Genomic DNA, 25299 nt, shown 5'->3' on the forward strand with positions numbered 1-25299 from the left:
GAATATCTTCCGTAAAAAATACCCAGTACTTAATAACGTACTGGGTATCAAAATTAAATTTCTAAAAAATCAACCACCCCATTGTGCAAATGATACATACTACCGACAATCTTGATTTTGTTCTCCTCCTCTAACTTTTTTAATACCGGGCTATTTTTTCTGATATCCTCAATTGTCATTTGAACATTTGTTTTTGCAACGGCATCAACAAATTCATCATTACTTCCCGAACGTTCCCCCTGATAATCTGTTTCAGATATCGCCGGTTTGATTTTTTCCAGCAATCCGGTGAGATTACCTAACTCAGCATTATCAATAGCGCCCCTGACTGCACCACAAGAAGTATGTCCCATCACTAGCACGACTTTGGCCCCGGCAACGGCGCAGGCAAACTCCATACTTCCCAGTATGTCGTCATTTTGAATATTTCCGGCAATACGCGCATTAAAGATTTCCGCAATACCGGAGTCGAAGATAATTTCTGCTGGCGCCCTTGAGTCAATACAACTTAAAATAACTGCCGCCGGATACTGACCTGTTTTGCTATCCAATTTTTGGGCAACATAATCATGCTGTGCCATTTTTCCTTCACGGAAGCGGATATTCCCTTCTTTGAAGTTTTGGATTATTTCATCCGGTGTCATCTTGTCGCGTTGTTCTTTAGTCAGGGTTGAGGCAAAGCCGATTGAGGGTAAAGTGACACCACTGACGCCTATCACTGCTAATGCTGATAATCCAGCTGAACGTTTTAATAATGAACGGCGTGATAATGTAGACTTATTCATACTCTCACCTTTAATGACATTATTTGGGATTGGATAATCAGGCAATATATGACTTGCAGCAGTCAGGACGGCATTCCTTTGCCTTATTGATTATTCTCCATTAATTTTTACCGAACGCTTTTAGTATTATAAAAACCCTCGCCAGAACGGCGATTTTACAGAACAGCATTGCTGCTATAACAGACTAAGTCACTTGAATAGTTTATATTTAATTCACCTCCTGCTTTAATAAAGCATACCCGAAACGGGCTTGTAGAGTGGAATTAATATAAAGCTAGCACAAATTATTTTATCGATCCATATAATTCAACAGCAATTGAAATTAATATTTATTTCAGGAAGCAACTACCACCATTAATACAATAAACAAACCCAGAAACTTTAATATTATTATTGTGATATATGATACCCAGGAAACAATAATAACTTTTAGCGTGCATTAACAGGAGTGTATTAAATAAAACTTCCCAGAAAGACTGTAGTTTTTACCTTACCAGGTTCACCTTCAACTTGAAAAGGAATAAACTGAAGCCATTAACCGGGAGGAGATAAAATGAAACTGGAAAAAGGGATTGCTGAACTGGTACAAGGGTTTATCCAAAGCGGACGCCCTTCTGTCAGGGGGCAAGCTCTCGAAGACCGTCGTCAAGGCTATATCAGTAGCACCGTCTTAGCGGGCGAAATAGAAAACCAGGTTGAGGTTAAAGACATTGAACTGGAAGGCCTGATATTACGTATTGTTTCACCGCTGAATGCCACCTCACCTCTGCCCGCGGTTGTCTATTTCCATGGCGGGTGCTTTGTCAGCGGAGGGTTTGCAACCCATGATAACCAGTTACGCCAGCTGGCAAAACAGGGTCAGTGTCGGGTCATAGCGGTTCAGTATCGGCTGGCGCCAGAACATCTGTTCCCGGCGGCTCATGATGATGCCGAAAAAGGGGCTAATCTGGTCTGGAAATATGCTGATAAGCTCGCGATTGTTAGGGAAAATATTACCCTTGCCGGTGACAGTGCGGGAGGAAACCTGGCATTAGTCACCGCGCTCAGGCTGAAAGCCGCTCAAGTCTGGCAACCTCGTCAGGTTATCTTACTGTATCCAATGCTTGATACCTCTGCCCGGTTTGCCAGTTACACCCAATATGGTGAAGATTACATTATTACCCGTGACACACTGGTCACAGGATATGAACTTTACCTGGTTCCAGGCGATGAACAGCACCCTGATGCCAGCCCGCTGTGGCGCGATGATTTTAACGGTTTACCTTATGTTCATATTATTACTGCCCAATACGATCCGTTAGCCGATGAAGGCGAAGCCTTATATCAGCGTATGCTGGAACAGAACGTCGAGGTGACCCATCAACGCTGGTCGGGTGTTATTCACGGTTTCTTTCAGCTGGCAGGTGTCAGTCTGGCTGCACGCGAAGTGATGAGAGATGTGGCACGGCGGGTAAACTCCCCGCTTATTTAGTTAACCCAAAGACAGACACGATCGAGGTATTCCCTCGATCGTGTTCAGTATTATTTTAATTTTTGACAGCCGGGCACCACATCAACTGTTCTTTCAGGCTTTGTGTCTTTGCCGGAAACAGCGCCAGCACGCGACGATAGTTTTCTGCATGCTGAGGATAACCGCGAACAGATTGCAACATTACGCGAAGCGCACTGTCCCAGACTATTCCCTGTAAATCACTGTACGGCCAGAGATCTGACTCGCAAATAAAAGGCACCAGGTAATCAATTCCCAGCTTAACGCCTCGCCCATCGCGAACAGTATTCCAGCGATCGAAATCAATATGCTCGGCATAGCGGTTAAGCAGCAAGTGAGCCTCAAGATTAAACAAAGAGTAGTGGAACGGTATAGTACGCTCCAGCTCCATGGTCTGTTTACCATCCTGATCAATCTGGGCTGCCATACGCTGTGTAATACCTTGCTCGATGATCCGGGCCACTAACCCTCTGTCGCCGTAAAATAATGCATTGACTGCACGCTGGGCGTCATACCAGGTTCCGTGATTGTTATGCCAGACATATTCCGAATGCCCTATCTCGCTGTAATACATCCAGTGGTTAAAATCACGAAACCACTGGTGCAAACCAATAATATCATCGGTATCCAGCACCCCTTCACTACTGATAAGCCCGATAGTATCAATGACCATCCACAACAGCCGAGTGTCGATTAATCCCGTGCCGCGCCCGGAAACAATCCCTGGAATAGCCTGGCCATAATTTAAGTGGGGATTCATTCGTGTTTCAGTATTTAAAAACCAGCACCGAATTTGCTCTGCGGCCGCCTGAGCATATTTTTCCTGCCCGGTAAAATATCCGGCCAGTCCCAGGGTAAGACAACGTTCGCACATGCGAATAATACGAGCCGTATCCGTGTCATTATTTTCACACTGTGGGTTCGTATGCCCGTCCCGACGAATATAAGGTAAACCGTTAGGGCGGCGAGGATTAGGCCACCAGTATGTCCCCAGGCTGTAATAATCATTGGCACAACCGCTGACCGGTCTGAGCTTTTTCTCAATCACCGTTTCTGGTGTAACTTGTAACAGCGTATTGGCATCGGTGATAAGCTGATTTAGCGCCATCTTCAACGGGGAAAAAGGCTGTTTAAGGCTCGATCGTGCATTATCGAGACAATTTTCATCAAGTGTATACAACTTCATTGCCACCGTATTTATTCCCCTGCTTTTTTGATACGCATGCCATTATCAGCATTGAAAACATGGATACCTGAAAGCTTCGGTTGCAACCAGATGGTCTCACCTTCACTGACCTCGAGTCGCTGCTTAAACACCGAGGTAAAGGCACCTCCTCCGGTATTACAGAACAACTGCATATCAGAGCCGGTATTTTCGATAGCGGTAATTGTCGCGGCCAGGGCATCCTCACGCGGCTCATTCACCACGTTAACTTGTTCAGGACGAATAGCATAAACAACCTTTTGTCCCTGAGTCACATCCAGCCCCTGTGGCAGCGCCAGTAATGAGCCATCTTTCAGACGTAAATGCGCCTGAGAGCCTTCAAGTTGTACCTCGCCATGAAGCTGATTTATTTCCGGGGACCCGATAAAACCGGCAACAAACAGGTTTGCAGGCTGGTCATAGAGTTCCAGCGGTGTCCCTGCCTGTTCAATATAACCATCGCGCAGCACGACTATCATCTGGCCCATCGTCATAGCTTCAATTTGGTCATGAGTAACATATACAGAAGTCGTTTTCAGTCGACGATGCAATTCACGGATTTCACCGCGCACCTGAGTACGTAACTTGGCATCGAGATTCGACAGTGGTTCATCAAATAAAAATACCTGCGGCTGACGAACAATTGCCCGGCCCATAGCCACACGCTGACGCTGACCACCGGAGAGATCTTTTGGCAATCTTTCCAGCAGCGGTTCCAGTCCCAGCAAAGAGGCGGCATCAGTGACTTTTTTATTAATTTCGGCTTTATTCACCCTGGCCATTTTTAAAGCAAAACCCATATTTTCGCGAACCGTCATTTGCGGATAGAGCGCGTAACTCTGAAAAACCATCGCAATATCACGTAGCTTGGGTTCAACATCCGTGACGTTTTTATCATTGATATGCACCTCTCCCCCGGTTATCTCTTCAAGACCGGCAATCATGCGTAGCAATGTTGACTTACCACAACCACTGGGGCCAACCAGGACACAAAATTCACCATCAGGGATGGTTAATGAAACACCCTTAATGACCTGGGCATCACCATATGATTTACGAACACCGTTCAGTACAACAGATCCCATAATGCGCTCCTTATCCTTTAACCGCGCCGGACATAATTCCGCGGTTAAAATGTTTTTGCAGGCCCAGATAAACGATGATGCTCGGCAGCATCGCCAGTAGGGTAATGGCAATGAAAATATTCGGGGTGATACTCTCATCGGTACGTAAAGTGCCTAAAATCACCGGTATCGTGTTCAGGCTGTCCTGATTAACAACAATCAGTGGTAACAGATACTGGTCCCAAATCATGATGAACCCGAAGGTCACAACCGTACCCAGAGCAGGCTTCACCAGAGGCAAGATAACGTGGAAGAAAATCTGCCATTCGTTACAACCATCGATACGTGCGGCCTCTTCCAGCTCTTTGGGGATAGCTGACATAAACTCGCTCAGCACAAAAATGGAAAAAGCCCAGCCAACAATCGGCAGGATCATGCCGAGATAACTGTTATAGATAGAGACATCAAGCAATGGCAGACGCCAGTTGATAATCATATACAGCGGGATAGCGATAACTTCTTCCGGTAACATCATGGTTGACAGAATCACCAGACTTACCACTGCAACGCCGCGAAATTTCTTACGCGCCAGGGCATAGGCAGCTAGTGCACTCACAGATACCTGTAAAATCGTTCCGAAAAATACGACCACCATGGAGTTCAGCAGATAGCGCCAGACGCCGATGTCCTGCCAGGCAAAGATGAAGTTTTCCAGAGAAAACTCATTCGGCCAGGCGAGCAGTTCACCAGGTTTAACCGGCGCGCCGCTGAAGGCTGTCGCAACGATTCCCCAAAAAGGTCCCACAAAAACAAAAAGCAGTACGGCATAGATGCACCAGCGCCCTGCTATATCCCAACGTTTACCTAACATTTCAGCTCCTTAGTAACGTGCGATACGTTTTTTTAGCGTCAGATGGCAAATAGTCAAAATGACCGTAAAGCTAAACAGCAGGAACGACACCGCAGAAGCGTAGCCATAATCAAACTGTTCGAAACCGAGCTTATAGATATGGGTCATAATCATTTCTGTGGAGTTAGAGGGCCCTCCGCCTGTCGTGGCGTACACTTCGGCAAAGACTCGGAAACCACGAATAAAGGAGAGCATTAATACCACTGATAAAGCGGGGATCATGCCAGGCAAAGTGACATAGAGCAGACGGTTCCACCAGCTGGCACCATCCACGTTTGCAGCGTCATAAAGATCCCGACTAATGCCTGCTAGTCCGGCGATAAAGATAACCATGTCATAAGGTATCGCTTTCCAGATATGCAGCAGCATGATTATCCATATCGCCTGATCGGTACTGGCAAGGAAACCCTGATCCTCTATCCCAAACCAACTCAAAAATTGGTTCACAACGCCATTCGGTGTTGGGTTGAATAAAATCCGCCACATTTCAGCGACGATTGCCGCGCTGGTTACGGCAGGTAAAAAGATGGCGGTACGGATAAAACGTAAGTGCCGTGCCGGGCCTTCCAGTAACATCGCCAGAAAGAAAGCGCAGAATGCGGCAACAAACATGGTGACCACAACATAGAGCAACGTATTCAATACCGCTGCGTGCAGAGCCTGGTCAGCAAAAGCACGGGCAAAATTTTCAAAGCCAACCCACTCATCAGGCTGGTTAAAGTTCACCTTATAGAAGCTCATTACCAGCCCCTGAATCATGGGGATGAATTTGAACCAACTAAAGATAACCAGTGCCGGTGCCAGAAACAGCCATGGGATCAGCGCACGCTTCCGCTTTGGCGTCAGCCAGCCTGTTTTAGCGGAAGATGTGGCTCCGGTAACCGAAGCCGATTTTGTGTCATGCATACTCATGCCTCTTCGCCTCACTTAGCCAGCACGTCTTGCTTTTCCAGCTCGCTATTCACTTTGACATTAAGCGCATCGAGTTCCTGCGCAATATTGCCAGTACAGTTAGCGAGAATACGGTTAAAGCCCTCAGCGGTTATCTGGCGTACCGGTGTCCAGTTCGGAATTTGCGGCACATAGCGGCCCTGGTCGTTATAAAGGCTGGCAAAAGTCGCCCAACGGTCATCCTGATAGACCTCTTTAACGTCGACATCTTTATTTACTGCCAGGCGGACTACGGGAATATTTTTCGATCCTTTACCCATCCCGATTTCCTGGCCTTCTTTCGAAATCATGAATTCGATAAATTTGCGCGCATCTTCTTTCTGTTTACTGCTCTTCATCAGAAAGACGGTGGTACCTTCCGCCAGGGTGGCGGAATTTTTCGGGCCTTCGAGGGTGACAACTTCGTACTGGTCTTTACCCGGGTCTCGGTCAAATACTGCAATATGGTAGGGCCCGGTGAAGAACATGCCGACCTGTCCGGAACGGAATGATGGAATGACATCCGCAGTAGTGGCATTAATCGCCCCGGGCTGGGCGACTTTTTCGCAGATCATGGTACGGATAAAGTTCACCGCCTCTGCGACTTCTGGTGTATTGAGAGTTGCGGTAAATTTACCCTCTTTTTCAGAAACGTAATCACCGCCCGCCTGCCAGATAAACGGGGTCAAAAACCAGCTGGCGTAACCACGGGTTGTTGAGGCCGGAACGTTAAACCCGTAAGTATCATTTTTACCGTTACCGTCAGGATCCTCCTGGGTGAAGGCATGCGCGAGTTTCATGACATCTTCCCAGGTTTTCGGTTGTGGGTAGCCTAATTTTTCGCGCCAGTCTTTACGCACGAACAGAGCAAAGGTTTGCGCAGAGGTCGGTACGCCATAATGTTTACCATCGATATAACGCGTGCTTTCCCAGGCCGTAGGGTAAAGATTATCGCCACCAGCGATAGACTTGGGGTCTATCTCATCAACAATACCTAACTGAATAAATTGCCCGAGTGAGGCAGCATCATTGAAGATAAGGTCAGGTAACGCATTACCCGCGGCGGCACGCGCCAGGCGCTGCTCAAAATCCGTAGTGGCATTAAAATATTCGATTTTTATACCGGTTTTCTTCTCAAAGGCTTCCGCTTCTTGCTGATAAATGTTTTTAGAATCGTTACTGGCTCGGATCCAGACATTGAGCGTGGAAGCAGCAAAACTTTGCCCAACGCCTAATCCCAGTGTCGAAATGAGTAACAGTGAACGTAATCGATTCGTAGACATGGCTCCATATCCTTTATTGTAGGGTAAAAAGGTAAACAAAAAATACTACTTGCCGATATTTTTCGGCAGATAACTAATAAGGGAAATAAAAACATTTATTTTTATTTCCCTTATTCCGCCAATCCTATTTCAGTAGATTTAATTATTTAATAGAAAGGAATCTTGCAATGCAATCAAACAAAAACGAAATAAGATTTTAAAATTAAAAAACTTGATGCACATCACTACAAAAAATATTAAAAAAAATATTAAAAATTAAAATACCAATAAAATCAGCAAGTTGAAATTTAACACAAAGAATGAAAAATAAGGTTGTTTTATTTAAAACAAGCAATTGTGTGATTCAAAGCACAATTATACGGGTGTTTTTTAGCCAAATCAGTAAACAAGACTAGCATCACAAAAAAAAACTTTACGGCACTTAAACTGCCACAATCAAATTTGAAACAACGTTTCCCTTTGATGAAAAATACTATTATTTAAATTCATACAAACATCGAAAAATATATCATTCGTGAATATTAATATGTTCAATATTTATACTTGAGGATCATTTTCATGTCCCGATTATCAAATCGCAGTGCTTTATGTCTGGCTTTCATATTATCCGGAACCAGTGCCGGATTATATGCCGCAGAGGCCGGCCCTTATGTTATTGATAATAAAGATTTAAGCTTGAGCCTTGAACAAATTCGTGCAGGTAACCCGCAGTTTATTAAAGCGGAAAATGCGTTACTCAAAAAAGCGAATGCCGCACTTGATCAACCGTTGCTCTCTGTGATGGATAAAACCTTGCTGGCTGCCAGCGGTGATAAGCATGACTACTACAGTTTCCCTCCTTACTGGTGGCCGGATCCTTCTAAAAAAGATGGTCTGCCTTATATTCGTAAAGATGGACAGACTAATCCCGATGCAAACAGCGACGCCACTGACAAAAAGCGTCTGGTGAAGATGAGTAATAATGTCTATAGCCTTGCTCTGGCCTGGTATTTCACTCAGGACAAACGTTACGCTGAAAAAGCGACTGAGCAAATCCGAGCCTGGTTCCTGGCACCAAAAACTCTGATGAATCCCAATCTGGATTATGCTCAGGCAATTCCGGGCATTAACACCGGACGCGGTATTGGCATTATTGACAGCAGAGCACTGGTCGAGGTGGTTGACGCAATTGAGTTGCTTCGTCCATCAGGTTTAATTAGTGACAGTGAATATAAGCAACTTCAGCAGTGGTTTGGCAATTTTTATAACTGGATGACCACCAGTAAAAATGGCATTGAAGAAGATAACTGGCATAACAACCACGGTACATACTACGACCTGCAGGCCGCCACTTTTGCCCTGTTTAGCGGTAAGACCGAAGAGGCCAGACAACGCTTAAATATTACGCAAAACCGACGGATCCCAAGCCACTTTGATAACCAGGGTCGCCAAATGGGCGAGCTGGAGCGCACACGTCCATGGCACTACAGTAATTTTAATCTCGAGGCTTATAGCCAGTTAGGAAAATTAGGCGAAAAAGCCAAGGTTGATGTCTGGAATCATCAGATTGATAACCGCAGTCTGCTCAAAGGCTATACCTATATCGCTGACTTCGTGAACAGCGATACCCCTTGGCCCTGGAAAGATCTGGATAAAACAGACGATAAAAAAGCGCTGTTTAACCTCTCCAGAGCGGCTAAAGCCTGGCCTGACAACGCCTCGCTCAATGCAAAAGCCCAATATTTACAGGCTAAGTACCCTGAAGATATTACCATTCTGATTGCACCACTACCGGTGAAATCTGCGGGCGGAGATAAAAAATAATGATGCAATTCAACGGGCAATGGCCAAAAATTGCCTATCGTGCTGCGCATAGCGGCACTGTTGAACAGCTGATGACTGAATATGCACCGGTGCTTGATGCGCCGGTACACATTCCGCAAAGCGGCATTGCCAGCTGGAATCTGTACTATTTTTGCCCGCACCACAGCGTGCGACTTATTTGGGACAAAAACGAACCGACCCGTCATTGCTGCCCGGTAGATGGCGAAGTCTTTAGCGGTGAACCTTATGATAGCGCGTGGTGGCGAGTGATGAATGGCCATAATGCCAGCGCTTGCTATCATCTGGGTTTATTGTGGAAGTTAACCGGTGAGCCTCGTTATGCTAAAAAAGTGGCAGAGATATTACTCGGATACGCTGAGTTCTACCCCGACTACCAGGTGCACGGCAATATTCCACATAATGGCCCGGGGAAAATGAATGCCCAAACCCTGTGCGAAGCAAACTGTATTCTTGATTTGGCGCTAGGTTACGATTTTATAGCCGATACCCTAAGTGCTGAACAACAGCAATTTATCACGACCCGGTTACTGCGCAGCGCGGCTGATTTTCTCCGTCAGCACCGCAGCCCGCAAATTCATAATCATGAAGTGAAGATCAACGCGGCCCTGGCGATTCTGGGCTTTATTCTTAAGGATGACTCGCTACTTAATCTCGCAGTCAATGAGATCTATGGACTGCGCTGGCAGCTTGAGAATGGTTTATTAGCAGAAGGATTGTGGTTTGAAGGCTCCGTCCATTACCACTTTTATGCACTTCAGGGCTTTTTTGCGTTTGAAAAAATGGCTTATGGGAGTCCATGGAGTCTGATTGAGGGTCCGTGGTATCAAAAGATGCTGGATTTCCCACTGTCACTATTGCTGGCGGATGGGACGTTCCCGCGCCTGAATGATTGTATTGCCGGACAAGAACAGCTACATCATAACGATATTTACGAGTTTGCCTGGCATATCTGGCAAGATCCTCGGTATGCCGCGGTACTTAACTTTACTGATGCCGGTAAAGACACTCTCGAAGCGTTACTCTGGCGCGATGTTCCATTGCAGACACAAACAGCATCGCTGGTACCGACTGGTTCTTTTTTCGCGCCGGGTGCCGGGCTGACAATGTGGCGCCGCCCTGATAAAGATGAAGTGATTCTGATTAAGCATAGTCCCTATGGTGGAGAGCACGATCATTACGACCGGCTCAGTATGCTGATATGGCAGGACAGCTTTCCACTGCTACCCGACTTAGGGACTACCGGTTATGGGGCCCGAATGCACTATGACTACTACAAAAATAGCGCCACGCATAATACGCTGACGGTGAATCAGAGTAATCAGCCGCCCACGCATCCTGAAGTACTGAACTGGCATCAGGGAGATGACTACCACTGGCTTGACTGTGAAGCGGACTGGCGGAAATCTCCTCCCGCGTTAAACAGCCATACTCGCGTGGAATGGGATACGAAAGCCTGGCGTGATATTCGCTTTCGTCGTCGTTTATTATGGATAGAAGATGTATTAATCGACTTATCGACGGTTGATAACCCTCATGGCCAGCAACTGGACTGGACCCTGCATTTATCGGCAACAGCGCTCGATCAGAGTGGTGTCTCTGCTATTTTTACCGATACAGGACCTCTCAAGGTCATGCGTGATACCACCGTAATGCAATTGCAGCATTGCCAGCCACGTCACTTTTCCCACACACAAGGAACGCTTGCACTCTGGCTTGCTGGCTCTGCAAATACGGAATTATGGCAAGGATATGCGCCGAATAATCCTGCGGTGACTGACCTCAGTTATCTGGTATTACGCAATGACAGTCCGCAGGCCTGGTTTGCCGGTATCTGGGACTTTAATAGCGACAGCCCGCTTATCGAGGTGAACGTACAATATATGCCCGATCACACTACTCTGGATTTTCAACGAGCTGAATATAAACAGCAAATTATCATTTATCACGACCCAAGGTTATTACCGGAAAGTAAGATATCCACTCTTATCAGGCCGCTATAAGTTATATTTTCCTGTTACGTCGGCGCTTCGGCGCCGTTTTCATTTAATTAAATAATTAGAAATAAATTTTGAAATGATGTTTCTTTTTGATACCAATCAGCATTGATTACATTCCCGGAAACACAGTAAGGTAGTTCATCCATAAATCTAATACTGAAGGATGATTATGACCCGATTATCCCCCCGAAGTGCATGGTACCTGGCTCTCATACTATCTGGTGTACATAGTGGATTATATGCTGCTGAGTCAAACCCTTATATTATTGATAATAATGACTTAGCGCTCAGCCTGGAACAAATTCAAGCCGGTAATCCTCATTTCCTGAAAGCCGAAAGTGCTTTGATTCAAAAAGCTAACACCGCACTTAATCAGCCTTTGCTCTCGGTTATGGATAAAACACTGGTAGCCGCGAGCGGCAATAAACATGACTACTACAGCTTCCCGCCATACTGGTGGCCGGATCCGACGAAAAAAGACGGTCTGCCCTATATTCGCAGAGACGGGGAGAACAACCCTGATGCCAGCAACGACGCCACAGATAAAAAGCGTCTGGTGAGAATGAGTAATAATGTCTCTAACCTCGCACTGGCCTGGTATTTTACCAAAGATAAACGCTACAGCGAAAAAGCGGCAGAGCAAATTCGCGCCTGGTTCCTTAACCCTGCTACACGTATGAATCCTAATATGGCTCATGCCCAGGCAACGCCAGGAATGAATACTGGCCGCGGAACGGGCATCATTGATACTCGCGTGCTGGTCAATGTTGTCGATGCTATTCAGTTATTACACTCATCAGGTGCAATTAAAGAGAGTGAATATAAGCAGCTACAACAATGGTTTGGCGATCTGTATTACTGGATGACGGTCAGCCCTAATGGACTCAAAGAAGAGAGCGGAAAGAATAATCACGGAACCTGGTATGATCTGCAAGCCGCCACTTTCGCGCAATTCAGTGGCAAGACTATTAACGCTAAAGAACGCCTGAATATCACGCAAAACCGTCGAATTCCTAATCATTTTGACACTGAAGGCAAGCAGGTGCGTGAAGTCGCCAGAACTCGCTCGTGGCACTACAGTAACTTTAATCTGGACGCCTATAGCCAGATAGCCAAACTCGGTGAAAAAGTCCATGTTGATATCTGGAATCACAACGTCGACAACCATAATCTCCACAACGGCTATCGGTATATCGCAAGCTTTGTAGACAGTAAAACGCCGTGGCCATGGAAAGATATGGATAAAATGGACGATAAAAAAGCCCTGTTAAGTCTGTCCAGAGCGGCAAAAGCCTGGCCGGACGACGTACTACTTAACGAAAAAGCACGCTACTTACAGGCTAAATATCCTGATGATATTACTATTTTGGTCGCTCCCTTACCGATAAAAACTGGTAATAGAGCTAATCACTCATAGAATTGATTCTTAAAAAATACCCAATAAACGCTATGCCCGACGGGCATAGCTGCGATAGCATTTTACCAACATAATGTTTACATTACCTCCCTAAAAACCGTCTTAATATCTGTGCCTTTTCCCCTCTTTTTTTCATGCAAAGGCCATCGTTTTTCTCAAGAAGAAACGTGTCAGCACAAGGTATTTCCTGCCAATAGGATCTAAAAAACCATTATTAATAACTAAATGTAATAGTTATTAATGTTATCAATCACCTTGATTACACTTGTTTACTATCGATTGACGATAGGCTGACAAAAATTGATTGAGATCATCTTAATTTACTCCGTGTTTAGTAATATGCCCTCGGATTTTTCTTGTACAGAATTTCCTCCCCTGTTTAAGGGGAGGCCTTTTTTACTTCAACTGCCTGGGAACGATACTAACAGGTATTAGCACTGATAATTTCGTTTATGTATGGTTTAATATCCTGTAGATGAAATTATTAATATCTTATTTATACTACTCCAGAAAACACTCATCTATTTGATTAATAATGAAATAATCAAATTCTCAGAAATACTCTCAAGACACTAAAAATTGATCGTTTGTCAGATATATTCCCTGTACCGGGCGATATGCCATTGTTAAAAAATTGATCTGGCACCAAAAATGATAAACGCTATTCATTCTCAAACCAGGGTTCCAGTGGGTCTTCAAACGACAACCAGCTTGCCAGGCCCGTAGCCATTTCCGCATCCGTAAGTAAAGCGTCATTGAGCTGCACCCGTAATGACTGTTCATCCATATCAATACCGATAAAAACCAGCTCCTGGCGAGCGTCACCGACGCCATCCAGCCAGTTATCCTGGATCAATGCCAGGGACTCTTCATCACTCGGCCAGCTCGCTCTCGGCACACTGGCCCACCATATTCCACCGTAGCCCTGACGAGCGACGCCTCCTGCCTGGGACCAGGTTCCTGCATATTCAGGGCGACTGGCTAACCAGAAGTAACCTTTAGAACGCACTACATTACGCAGATTTTTTTCCATAACTTCCGAAAAACGCAGTGGATGGAAAGGACGGCGAGCCCGGAAGACAAAACTGGTAATCCCGTATTCTTCGGTTTCTGGTTGATGTTCACCGCGCAATTCCTTTAGCCAGCCGGGAGCTTGGGCTGCCTGCTCAAAATCAAATAGCCGGGTATTGAGCACTGCATCCAGAGGGATCTTGCCAAAATGAGAAAGCAGAATATTTGCCCGGGGGTTCAGAGAGTGGAGAATAGCCATCAGGCGGGTTGTTTGTGACTGTTCGAGTAAATCAACTTTGTTTAATACCAGCACATCACAAAACTCAATTTGTTCAATTAGCAGATCGACAACACTCCGTTCATCTTCTTCTCCCAGTGATTCCCCCCTGGACTGAAGACTGGCATTTGACTCGTAATCGTTCAGAAAATTAAAACCGTCTACGACGGTTACCATGGTATCAAGCCTGGCGATAGCGGACAGGCTATCTCCCAGCTCATCCGCAAAGGTAAAGGTCTCTGCTACCGGAAGCGGTTCTGAAATACCGGTAGACTCAATCACTAGCTGATCAAAGCGCCCTTCTTTGGCCAGACGACTGACTTCCAGCAACAGATCTTCCCGTAAGGTACAGCAGATACAGCCGTTGCTCATTTCTACCAATTTTTCGTCAGTTCGTGATAATTCAGCCCCACCGCCCCTCACCAGGGCAGCATCGATATTGACTTCTGACATATCATTGACTATCACGGCGACACGCCGATTTTCGCGATTATTTAAAATATGATTGAGTAAGGTGGTTTTACCCGCGCCAAGAAAGCCTGACAGTACGGTGACCGGTAAGCGGGTATCCGCTTGAGCATTGATGATGATTTCCGACATTTGCAACTCACTTAATTGTTATAATATAACACTTCACGCATGTGTTATATTATAACAATTACAAAAAGACAATAGCGCGATAGCTCTATTTATCAGAGTCCTGTCGGGTGAGTCTGAGTGAGGGACTGAAGCAGAAGAGCAAAAATGACAGCCAGCGGCTGCCATTTTTACCTGGGGAAATTATTTACGCCCGCTTGCGGGATTTCATACTTTCCAGCATCACCGCAGCAATAATAATCACGCCTTTCACGACTTGCTGGTTGTAGCCAGAAATATTCATCAGGTTCATCAGATTCGAGATAATACTTAAAATAAGTACCCCAATAATGGTGTTGACCACATTGCCGCGACCACCCGCCAGACTCGCGCCCCCCACGACCACAGCAGCAATGACATCCAGTTCAAAGCCCACCGCCAGTACCGGTGAACCCACGCCGGTACGTGTTGAAGCCAGTAAGCCCGCCATGCCTGCGGCAAAACCACTGAGGGCATAGACGGCAAATTTATACCAGCCAACACGAATACCTGCGAAGCGGGTCGCCGTTTCATTAGAGCCGATAGAAATCACCAGGCGCCCAAATGTGGTGTATTTATAAATAAAATGCGCGGCAAGAGCGAAGATGATCAGGATATAAACAGGCTTCGGCAGTCCCAGAAAGTAGCCGGTACCAAAATCGACCAGCGCCATATCATCAATAAAGACCGGCTGACCTTTGGAGACAATCAGGGACAGACCTCGGGCAATCGTCATCATCGCCAGAGTGGCAATAAAAGGAGCGATATTAAACGCAGTGACCAACACCCCAGAACCGGCACCGACCAGTGCGCCAATAAACAGACTGGCAAAAACGGCGGGCCAGAGACCAATTTCCGGGATTAAAATCGCGACCGCAACCGAAATAAGCGCCATGATTGAACCGACGGACAGATCGATTCCCCCGGTGAGAATAACAAACAGCAAACCTAATGCTGCCAGACCCAGTGGCACACTCTGACGCAATACGTTGGTGAGATTATCGCCGCTGTAGAATTTATCTGATAAAAATCCGGCAATCACCAGCATCAGCAGAAAAACCATCAACGTTGAGTTGTTCATTAAAAATGTCAGGATCCCCTTTACGGCTGAAGGGGTGGTTGTCGTTTGTGATGTTGTGACCTTTTCCATTATCTGGGTTCCCCATTCAGACTAAAGCGCGTTTCGGAATTGCGTGTTTCATAATATTTTCTTCCGAGATTTCATCTCCGGTAAGTTCACGGGTGATACTGCCCTCACTCATGACATAGACCCGATGAGAGAGATGAATCACTTCCACCATTTCAGATGAAATCAAAATAATCGCGTAGCCACGTTTGGCCAGCTCATGAATAACGTTATAGATTTCGACTTTAGCGCCGACATCAACACCACGGGTGGGCTCATCAAGGATCAGCACGTCGCAGTCGGTATTAAGCCATTTGGCAATAACCACTTTTTGTTGATTGCCGCCACTGAGACTGGACAAGGGGTCTTCTACAGAACCCAGTTTAATTTTCAGCTTATTGCGATACTCTTCGGCGAGTTTTTTATCTTTACGATGGCTGATGATACCGAGGCGATAACAGACGTCTTTCAGACGGGAAATAGAGATATTCTCGCGAATACTTTGCGCCAGAATAGCTCCTTGCTCTTTACGGCTTTCTGGCACGAGTCCAATACCATGGTTCATTGCATCCACAGGATGATGAACCGTAATCGGCTGACCATTTTTCTTGATAGTGCCAGTGGCCATACGGTCTATACCAAATAAGCAGCGTGCTATTTCAGTACGTCCTGCACCGACGAGTCCGGCTAACCCGATAATTTCACCTTTACGCACATGAAGATTAATATCGCGCAGCAGAGTACGAGTGGATAAGTTTTCTACCCGTAAAATCTCTTCGGTCTGAGGGGTATTAAGTTCAGGGTAGAGATTCTCAAACTTACGCCCTACCATCGCGGCAATAATATCGTCTTCCGTACAGATTTTAGGGTCAAGATCGCCCATCGACTCACCATCTTTAATCACACTGATGGCATCAGCTATCATAAAAATCTCTTCCAGTCGGTGAGAGATATATAGAATCGTCACTCCCTGGCCTTTTAACAGTTTGAGCTGGCTGAACAGAATGCTAATTTCACGTTCGGACAATACCGCGGTCGGTTCATCCAGAATAAGAAACTTAACGTCGCGGGCCAGCGATTTCGCAATTTCAACCATTTGCTGGTAGGCGACACTCAGGTTACCGACTTTCTCTTCCGGTGAAATATCAAACCCCAACTGGCTTAATACTTTGCTCGCTTTATGATTAAGCTCTTTCCAGTTGATGATTTTTTTGCCCAAGGTTAAATCATCAAGAAAGATATTCTCGGCAACCGTCAGATCAGGCGCTAAAGCCAATTCCTGATAAATAATGCCAATTTTATGTTCGCGGCTTTGTCCGGGAGTGGTGAAATGCACCTCCTCGCCATTAATCTGCAACGTTCCGCCGTCTTTGACATAAATACCGGAAAGGATTTTCATTAACGTTGATTTACCCGCGCCATTCTCACCGACAATGGCGTGAACATCCCCGTGTTTAACTTTCAGGCTCACATTTCGCAGGGCATGAACCCCGCCAAACCGCTTTTTTACTTTGTCGATGACAATTGCATATTCTTGCATCTGGCATGCCTCATTGACGCTGTTTTAACATTGCGGGCAGGAGGAATTCCTGCCCGCAATGGCGAATCAGAAAATAGAGTCTTTGTTGTAATATTTACTGACGTTATCTTTGGTTATCAGAATTGACGGGATATAAACGTAGTCAGGGAAATCTTTCGTTCCGGCCTGGTATTTATCAATGACATCCATAACGGTATTCGTCAGCAGATCGGGGTTATTTGAGGCAGTAGCCTGAATATCACCACGCTGAATGGCTTCCAGACCTTTTTTATAGCCATCGTGCGAATAAACGCTGACATTTTGTAATTTATTAGCAGCTTTCAGAGATAATACTGCACCCAGCGCCATATCATCCATTTCGCTGTAAACGCAGTTAATTTTATCGCCATGGGCAACAATCAAGTCTTCCATTGCTTTCAGACCGCCCTGCTGATCCCAGTTACCCCAGCCCTGGCTTAATATATTCACTTGGGTATGGTTATATTTACGCAGCTGGGCTTCCATTACGCCGCGGAAGAAATTAGTACGACGCGCTTCGCCAACCAGGTTCCCCTGGTTACCACTAATCACGACACAGTTCAGCGGCTTATCACCAAACTTGTCGACTGCAAACTCACCGATTAAAATATTGTTTTTCGCATTGTTCGCCTGAACACGCGTTACCACTGGCGCATCGAGAGAAATATCACTGTCCAGTACGATTACCGGAACATTTTTACTTTTGGCAATCTGGGCAATACGCTGACCGGCTTCCGGGTCCTGCGGGTTCAGTACCAGATAGTTAATTCCCTGTGCCAGCATATCTTCCACATCAGAGATCTGCTTATTCAGATCGCCACGGGCATCGGTGGTGATGAGTTCATAGCCGTGATCTTTGGCATGGATTTTCATGTATTCAGTCAAACCATTAAAAAACGCGCCGTTCAGGGTACGGTTGGCAAATCCAATTTTCACTTTGTCTTCAGCCTGTGCGGTAGCCGTTGCTGTGACTGAAACCAGTGCCAGTGTGACGCCCCAAACGAGTTTTTTTATTGTCATCTTGTTTTCCTTATTGTGAGATACAGAGTGTTGCCTGTGATAGAAAAATCGAGATTCAATTCATTAAAATCAGTCGCGTGCCTCAACCTGTTGACGGTAGAGTAAACGCCAGTGCTTTAAGCGGTGTTGTAGTAGTTCAAAACGGGATGCATCGGGTAGATAACGATGTCGCTCTGGCGGTTTCACACACACGGTTTGTTCGTCTGCGCCGGTTGCCAGCTGTGCAAGACGCGCAGCCCCCAGAGCCCCGCCAGCTTCACTCCCTTCATGGGTGATAATCAGCAAATTCAGCACATCAGCAATTAATTGCGCCCAGAAAGGACTGCGCGCTCCGCCGCCGACCAGGGAGCATTGCTTCAGCTCGGTTCCTGCGTCATTGAGTACCCGTAATCCATCCGCCAGGCCAAAGGTCACCCCTTCAATGACGGCATAACCGAGATGAGCCCGGGTTGTTGAATGTTTCAGGCCGCTGAATGCCCCTTCAGCTAACGGATCGTTATGGGGCGTACGTTCACCGGAAAGGTAAGGCAGAAAAAGTGGGGCCTGTTCACGCTGATCTTCACTGAGCTGTTCAACTTCTGCCATCAGCGTGCTTTCGCTACACCCCGTCAGCTGACAGATCCAGCGCAGAGCACTCGCCGCCGTTAGCATGACGCTCATCTGATGCCAGCGATTGGGCAAAGCATGACAAAAAGCATGTACCGCGGACTGTGGATTAGGACGGTAGCAGTCGTTAACCGCAAATAACACGCCAGAGGTACCAAGGGAAATAAAAGCATCCCCGGTATTAACAGCGCCAATACCCACCGCACTTGCCGCGTTATCACCACCGCCACCGGCAATGATGACGCCTTCTTTCAGACCCCATCGTGCGGCGATATCGGCTTTTAAGATGCCGCTAACCTGCGATCCTTCCACCAGAGCTGGCATCATGTCGCGGTTTAAACCACAAGCCGCAAGTAAATCATCTGACCAGTCACGACGCGCAACATCCAGCCACAATGTGCCTGCGGCATCCGACATTTCGCTGACCATTTCACCGGTCATGCACCAGCGTAAATAATCTTTCGGCAACAGCACATGTGCCGTTTGAGCAAATATTTCGGGTTCATTTTCAGCAACCCATAGCAGCTTGGGTGCCGTAAATCCGGGCATTGCCAGATTACCGGCAATGTCATGCAACTGAGGTGCCTTGCGCGTCAGAGCCTCGCACTGCCGGGCGCTACGGGTATCATTCCAGAGAATGCAAGGCCGCAGAACGTCTCCCTGTTTATTCAGTAACACGGCACCGTGCATCTGTCCGGACAGGCCAATAGCGCGGATCTCAGACCAGCGATCGCCAATCTCACCGCGTAACTGCTCTACTGCCTGGTTAAGTGCCAGCCACCAGGCTTCGGGCTGTTGTTCTGACCAGTGAGGATGAGGCCGCTGAACGGTCAATGGCGCACCGGCAATTGCCAGGATGGTGCCATTGTCATCAAGCACCAGCGCTTTTACCTCAGAGGTTCCGGCATCAATGCCCAGATACATAGCCAGCCTCCTCCAATTGGGCGACGGTATCGCGCATTAGTCGGGCAAAACGTGGGTCACTCGCAAGTGGCCCGAATAATGTTTCATCGGAGGTAAAGCGCGCCAGGGCATCATCCGCATCCAGCAAGGCATGCATTGCTTCTTCATTCAGAACTCCATCCTGGTAGGTATAAGGCAGCTCCCCCCGGTGCCAGCGTTGTAAGAACAGGAAGAACAGTGCAGGTAAGACGGCAGTCGCACGCGGCTCGGCACCACGCTGATAGCATTCCACTAGCGTGGGCGTGATAAAACCGGGGATTTTCGATAACCCGTCAGCCGCTACACGCTGGTTGGTATCCTGAATATACGGGTTGCTAAATCGGGACAGAACCACATCCCGGTAGGCTTCCAGGTCCAGCGGACTCGGCGTTAAAGAAGGGATCACATCCTCGGTAACGTAGTCCCATGCCAGCTGGCGAATGGCATCGGTTTGCGTGCTTTCATGAATATAAGACTGCCCTTTTAGCGTACCCGCCCAGGCAATGCAGCTATGGCTGGCATTGAGAATACGAATTTTAGCCTCTTCCCATGGCAGAACCGACGCCACCATTTCAACGCCGACATTTTCCAGTGCCGGACGTCCGGCGATAAAGTCATCCTCAATCACCCACTGAATAAAGGCCTCTCCCATCACCGGCACACGGTCTTCTATGCCCATGTTTTCACGCACCCGGTCAGCAATATCTGCAGTTGGGCGCGGAGTAATACGATCGACCATGGTGTTTGGCGAAGTGGTGTGCTGCTCTACCCACTGGCGGAGTTCGGGATCGTCACTTAACCGCAGGAAGGTCAGAAAACCCGCCCGGAAACGCTCGCCGTTATGACGCAGGTTATCGCAGTTCAGCAAGGTCACGGGCTGACCATGCTGCTGGAGTCGTGCCCGTAATACGCGGGCCAGTGCTCCATAAATAGTACGGGCTTCACCCGTCAGATCTGCCTGAATATCAGGATGACGCGGGTCAAGCTGATGGTCGGTATCAAGGTAGTAACCGCCTTCAGTAACGGTAAAAGCGATCACTTTGGTATTTTCATCAGCCCCCTGAGCCACAATGGCGCTGAGCTCCTTATCCCAGGGCAGCACTTTTTTTACTGAAGTGATGGTTTCATAGCGACGTTCACCTTCCGGGGTCACGGTTTCCAGCTGGTATTGCCCCTGTTGCTCAGCTAAAGCCGTGAGAAGAGGTTCGGCATCATTGCGAATATTACCGAGGGCAATATGCCAGCGGTCATCTCCCTGCTCCAGCAGACGATGCAGATACCAGGCCTGATGAGCGCGGTGAAAAGATCCCGCGCCCAGATGCATCCAGTAATACGGTTTTGATGTTGTCATTCTCTTCCCCTTAACATAAACAAAAGTGAGCAATTATTTAATTGGCGGGCAATTATTCATGCAGGGAAATTTAAATGAATAATTGCCCTGTTACTGAGCAATGGATCACAAAACGAAAGATTACACTGTCGGTGCCAGGGAGTTGATTACGCTATAGTGATGCCAAGGCTGGCACTTAATCAGTAGATTTCATGATGGGCAGATGAGACAGAACCGGGTAAAAAACTTCGCTATTCTTGATATCAGATGCATTACTATGGCGAAAATTAGCTGACCAGCGTGCTGGTAAGAAACGGGGCGAGTGATGACTAAAAATGATAAAAAACAGGACATGGCCGCCAGAGCCGCCTGGATGTATTACATCGGCGGACAAACGCAAAATCAGATTGCGGATGTGCTGGGGGTATCGCGACAGGTCGCGCAACGTCTGGTAGCCGCTGCTTCAGAAATGGAATTAGTACAGGTACGGATCTCTCATACTGTGGCCCAGTGTGCTTCCCTCGCTGAACAGATGAAACAGACTTTTGGTCTTACCCGCTGCCAGGTGGTGCCTTCGGCAGGACTGCCAGCGGAAACGGTTCAGCATATGATAACGGTCTCAGCCGCAGAGGAAATAGAGTGGGCAGTGCAGCCTGAGCAACCACAAATCATCGCCCTCGGTTCAGGGCGAACATTACGCGGCGCGGTGAAAGAGATGTCTGAGATTTCGCGGCCACAGCACAGCTGTCTGTCACGTATTGGCGCTATCGCCAGCGATGGTTCCTGTACGCTATACGACGTATCTCTCAGTCTGGCGGAAAAAACCTCGGGGAAATATTTTATCCTGCCTGCTCCGCTATTCGCTGACAACCAGGAAGACCGGGAAGTCTGGTGTAACCATCGGATCTATAAACTGATTAATGAACAGACCGCCCTGGCGGATGTTACCTTTATCGGTATTGGTCATATCTCTTTTGAATGTCCGTTATATACCGGGGGCTTTATCACCGCTGAAGATGTGCAGCGTCTGCTAAAGGCAGGCGCCGTGGCCGAAATCAACGGCCATTTTATCGATAACCAGGGTAACAGACTGCCCGATGTTCTGGATAGCCGCTGCACCAGTATTGCGCTCCAGCGCTCTCCTGCCCGCCAGCTAACTGCTTTTGCAGGAGGGGAGGATAAATTTGAGGCAGTTCAGGCAGTACTACGCGGGAAATGGATCAATGGTCTGGTGACTGATGAAACAACGGCTGAACGTTTACTGCTGGATAATACTTAGCCTGGAAGTGATAAAGCCATTTTCGGTGGCTTTATCACTTATTTTCCGACCTGTTCAGCTCCCCGTAGTCATCAGTATTTCATCAACAAACTGTTTTGCCCGAGGAATATCAGACTCGTCAACATGCTCAATGATTAACGGAATATTCGGGTGATTTTTTGCCAGCAGCTGTAAATATTTCTCATAATTCAGTGAGCCTAATCCTGCCGCAGGTAGCTCTATCGCCCCGGCCCCACGGAAACTGTTATGTTCTGCCGCACCGTCACCAAATTTTTCAATGATGACATCGGTTCTCTTACAGTCTTTGGCATGAGCAATTTTAACTTTGCCGTCGAGGACATTAAAAATACTCTCTAATGTTTCATCAATCGCATCAATATTATTTTCGTCAAAATAGTTTGTCGGATCGAGTGCCAGGGCAAGTCCCGGATGATCAATATCACGCATCAGACGCGCCACCTGGCTGACGGAGCCAATAATATTATTCACGTAGTTTTCGACTAAAAAGACGGCACCATGCTCCCAGGCAAAGACCGCTAATTCGTGGGCAATAGTCTTAAATTCCTGGTACGCTTCTTCGCTGCTATTTTTTTCATCATATAACCAGTCACTTTCCAGATTATATGTCCCGGTCTCACTGATAACATAAGGCGTGCCAAAGTCCCGGGCGTATTTGAGGATCTCTTTGACTGCAGCTATATTCTCTGCCCGTTTAATCGGGTCGGGGTGAACCAGGTTGGTATACGCCGAAATAGCGACGATCGGTAAATTCGCCCGTCGGAAGGCATTCCGAACCTGATGCGCTTTGGCTTTAGTTATATGGTTACGCCGCAGATCAATATCTTTAAACTCAAGATCAAGTTGAACACAGCCCATCCCCGCCTGCTTAATTTTGCTGATAGTTTCTTCCAGGGTATAAGGATAATAGCCAGTAAAAATGCCGACATTAATCATGTGTATTCTCCTGTATTTCGCTAAGATAGACGGTTCTTTCTTGTTCGATAGAGAGATAACAAGCTTCGATGCACGCCAGGGTGCCAAGATTATCCTGAGCGCTGATTGCCGGAGCGGCACCTTGTTCAATGGCACAAAGTAAATTCGCCATTGTGCCGATGAAGGCATCCGGGAACCACTGGTGATTCCAGTGCGGTGTTAACCATTGTTCCGGATAATCGGGAAGTGCCAGCCTTAAAGTACTGCCGCAGTATTCTGGTGGTCGACGGTGCCAGCCAAAATCTCCCTCCGCCAGACCTGAGGTGCCTTCCACGCGCCAGTTAATATAATTATTTTTGGCGCAGGGCTCTCCGGGCCAGGCCCAGACATCATCCAGGCTGGTGGCAATCAGGCCATTAGCATACTGGAAGGTATACTGGGTAATGCCATCAGTATGCGGAAACGGGGTTCTCGGGTCAGTGCGACAAACTGCCGTCACTTTTACCGGGTCACCAAATAACAGGCGGAAGGCATCAATATGATGGATCCCCATCGCGAACAGTTCGAGTTTATTATATTGCTGCAAAAACTGTTGCCAGTCAGGAATCGCCCGCATATCAATACTGGCAATAACGGTATCGCCGATTAATTGATTATCGATAATATGCTTTAATGCCCTGATTGCCGGGTCATAGCGCATATTTGAATTAACCGCTATCGGTATTCCACTCTCTTCACTCAGACGGACGATTTCTCGCCCTTCAGCCAGAGACATCGCCAGCGGCTTCTGGCATAAAATACCTTTAATATGGCTGAATGCGGATTTATTTGTACAAATAAAACGGACAATATCTAACTGGATATGCGGTGGCACCGCAATATCAATAATCTCTATTTCAGGGCAGCAAACCATCTCCTGCCAGCTGGAATACACCTTATCTATATTAAAATTATCCGCCAGGCGCTGACTTTTTTTATTATCCAGAGAAGTAATTCCCTGAACTGTAAAACCTGCTTTTTGATAGGCCACTAAATGGCAGTGTTCAACAATAAATCCGGTACCAATAATACCGATACGATAATCTTTACGTTGCGGTAATTGCGGCTCTGCCGCCTGCTCTAATACACGAACTAACGACTCCATAATATCCCCCAGCTCTGGTTATTCTGCAATCATGTGCTTCCCGAGGTTAATTTAATTCGGGAACAACCTTATCCTGTATCTGCTGGCGGCGTGCCACATAAGCAGGCAATGGCTTAACACCCGAGTGTTCAGCAAACCAGGCAAAGGGATCTGTGCTGGCCGTCAGGGCAAAATTAGCCCAGGGATTAAAGGAGCCGGAACGGATAATCACTTTGGCTTTATAGGCTAGTTCATGACAGAGTTTTTCATGGCTGGCCTCCGTGAAATCGGCCCCTGAGCCGGTAAAAATGTCCTGTAACTGATGATAAAGCTCCGGGTTACAGTCACGAACTTCCCGGGCAAACTGGATATTTTCGACAAAGACTTCATGCCGAATCGCCCGTAAAATATCGGTCACATCGGGAATACCGGGCCAGAAACCGAGGTCTATACGGTTAGCCTGGGGAGGTATAGGGAATCCTGCATCAGTCACCAGAATAATGTCGGTATGGCCGAGTGTTGCCAGCGCGGCCGCTAATTGAGGGTGTAGGATACGTTCAGGTCTCATTGTTCTCT

At 47.1% G+C, this 25299-nt stretch carries 20 protein-coding genes; 5 read left to right on the forward strand and 15 right to left on the reverse strand.

Annotated elements, in window-relative coordinates:
• Nucleotides 1–53: 53 nt before the first annotated feature.
• Nucleotides 54–785, reverse strand: coding sequence for a carbonic anhydrase (locus tag M2387_RS05870; RefSeq protein ID WP_259047802.1), 732 nt, complete (start codon nt 783–785; stop codon nt 54–56).
• 553 nt (nt 786–1338) lie between these two features.
• Here M2387_RS05870 and M2387_RS05875 point away from each other — a divergent pair.
• Nucleotides 1339–2256: an alpha/beta hydrolase gene (locus M2387_RS05875; RefSeq protein ID WP_259047804.1), complete on the forward strand. Its 918-nt coding sequence runs from the start codon at nt 1339–1341 to the stop codon at nt 2254–2256.
• 55 nt (nt 2257–2311) lie between these two features.
• Here the strand turns inward: M2387_RS05875 and M2387_RS05880 are convergent, their stop codons facing one another.
• The 5 genes from M2387_RS05880 to M2387_RS05900 are packed head-to-tail and all read right to left on the reverse strand — an operon-like array spanning nt 2312 to nt 7665.
• A complete protein-coding gene (locus M2387_RS05880) occupies nt 2312–3460 on the reverse strand; it encodes an alginate lyase family protein (protein WP_259047805.1) in 1149 nt (382 codons plus the stop codon).
• An 11-nt stretch (nt 3461–3471) separates the two neighbouring features.
• Nucleotides 3472–4563: an ABC transporter ATP-binding protein gene (locus M2387_RS05885; RefSeq protein ID WP_259047807.1), complete on the reverse strand. Its 1092-nt coding sequence runs from the start codon at nt 4561–4563 to the stop codon at nt 3472–3474.
• A 10-nt stretch (nt 4564–4573) separates the two neighbouring features.
• Nucleotides 4574–5413, reverse strand: coding sequence for a carbohydrate ABC transporter permease (locus M2387_RS05890; RefSeq protein WP_259047809.1), 840 nt, complete (start codon nt 5411–5413; stop codon nt 4574–4576).
• 9 nt (nt 5414–5422) lie between these two features.
• Nucleotides 5423–6358, reverse strand: coding sequence for a carbohydrate ABC transporter permease (locus M2387_RS05895; protein ID WP_259047811.1), 936 nt, complete (start codon nt 6356–6358; stop codon nt 5423–5425).
• Nucleotides 6359–6375: 17 nt separating this feature from the next.
• Nucleotides 6376–7665, reverse strand: coding sequence for an ABC transporter substrate-binding protein (locus M2387_RS05900; protein ID WP_259047813.1), 1290 nt, complete (start codon nt 7663–7665; stop codon nt 6376–6378).
• Nucleotides 7666–8223: 558 nt separating this feature from the next.
• On the opposite strand from M2387_RS05900, the gene M2387_RS05905 reads away from it, so the two are divergent.
• From M2387_RS05905 to M2387_RS05915, 3 genes are all read left to right on the forward strand, one after another.
• Entirely contained in the window at nt 8224–9468 is a 1245-nt protein-coding gene (locus M2387_RS05905; RefSeq protein ID WP_259047815.1) for an alginate lyase family protein, read from the forward strand.
• Nucleotides 9468–11489, forward strand: coding sequence for a heparinase II/III domain-containing protein (locus M2387_RS05910; RefSeq protein ID WP_259047817.1), 2022 nt, complete (start codon nt 9468–9470; stop codon nt 11487–11489). Before M2387_RS05905 ends, M2387_RS05910 begins: the two co-directional genes overlap by 1 nt.
• A gap of 166 nt (nt 11490–11655) precedes the next feature.
• Nucleotides 11656–12903, forward strand: a complete 1248-nt coding sequence (locus M2387_RS05915) for an alginate lyase family protein (RefSeq protein WP_259047819.1) — start codon at nt 11656–11658, stop codon at nt 12901–12903.
• 661 nt (nt 12904–13564) lie between these two features.
• On the opposite strand, the gene zigA is transcribed toward M2387_RS05915, so the two are convergent.
• The 6 genes from zigA to dalD all read right to left on the reverse strand — a co-directional run bounded on the left by zigA (nt 13565) and on the right by dalD (nt 21409).
• A complete protein-coding gene (gene zigA, locus M2387_RS05920) occupies nt 13565–14791 on the reverse strand; it encodes a zinc metallochaperone GTPase ZigA (RefSeq protein WP_259047821.1) in 1227 nt (408 codons plus the stop codon).
• Between the two features lie 184 nt (nt 14792–14975).
• Nucleotides 14976–15887: an ABC transporter permease gene (locus M2387_RS05925; protein WP_259048314.1), complete on the reverse strand. Its 912-nt coding sequence runs from the start codon at nt 15885–15887 to the stop codon at nt 14976–14978.
• 85 nt (nt 15888–15972) lie between these two features.
• Complete coding sequence (locus M2387_RS05930; protein ID WP_259047823.1) at nt 15973–17472, reverse strand: sugar ABC transporter ATP-binding protein; 1500 nt, start codon at nt 17470–17472, stop codon at nt 15973–15975.
• A gap of 66 nt (nt 17473–17538) precedes the next feature.
• Nucleotides 17539–18504, reverse strand: a complete 966-nt coding sequence (locus M2387_RS05935) for a substrate-binding domain-containing protein (protein ID WP_259048315.1) — start codon at nt 18502–18504, stop codon at nt 17539–17541.
• Between the two features lie 75 nt (nt 18505–18579).
• Nucleotides 18580–20040, reverse strand: coding sequence for a xylulokinase (gene xylB, locus M2387_RS05940; protein ID WP_259047824.1), 1461 nt, complete (start codon nt 20038–20040; stop codon nt 18580–18582).
• Nucleotides 20024–21409: a D-arabinitol 4-dehydrogenase gene (gene dalD / locus M2387_RS05945; protein WP_259047825.1), complete on the reverse strand. Its 1386-nt coding sequence runs from the start codon at nt 21407–21409 to the stop codon at nt 20024–20026. Before dalD ends, xylB begins: the two co-directional genes overlap by 17 nt.
• Before the next feature lie 304 nt (nt 21410–21713).
• On the opposite strand from dalD, the gene M2387_RS05950 reads away from it, so the two are divergent.
• The gene (locus tag M2387_RS05950; RefSeq protein ID WP_259047826.1) at nt 21714–22667 is read left to right on the forward strand and encodes a sugar-binding transcriptional regulator; all 954 of its coding nucleotides are present in this window, start codon (nt 21714–21716) and stop codon (nt 22665–22667) included.
• Nucleotides 22668–22721: 54 nt separating this feature from the next.
• Here M2387_RS05950 and M2387_RS05955 read toward each other — a convergent pair whose 3' ends face one another.
• Genes M2387_RS05955 through rbsD form a run of 3 tightly spaced genes read right to left on the reverse strand, consistent with a single transcriptional unit; the run spans nt 22722 to nt 25291 of the window.
• On the reverse strand, nt 22722–23621 hold the full coding sequence (locus tag M2387_RS05955; protein ID WP_259047827.1) for a sugar phosphate isomerase/epimerase family protein: 900 nt from the start codon (nt 23619–23621) through the stop codon (nt 22722–22724).
• The gene (locus tag M2387_RS05960; protein WP_259047829.1) at nt 23614–24744 is read right to left on the reverse strand and encodes a Gfo/Idh/MocA family protein; all 1131 of its coding nucleotides are present in this window, start codon (nt 24742–24744) and stop codon (nt 23614–23616) included. Before M2387_RS05960 ends, M2387_RS05955 begins: the two co-directional genes overlap by 8 nt.
• Nucleotides 24745–24790: 46 nt before the next feature.
• Nucleotides 24791–25291 carry a D-ribose pyranase gene (gene rbsD / locus M2387_RS05965; RefSeq protein WP_259047830.1) on the reverse strand — a complete coding sequence of 167 codons (501 nt, stop codon included), beginning with the start codon at nt 25289–25291 and terminating at the stop codon, nt 24791–24793.
• Nucleotides 25292–25299: the final 8 nt, after the last annotated feature.

The sequence above is a fragment of the Klebsiella sp. BIGb0407 genome, assembly GCF_024807845.1.
In the GTDB taxonomy this organism is placed as follows: Bacteria; Pseudomonadota; Gammaproteobacteria; order Enterobacterales; family Enterobacteriaceae; genus JGM124.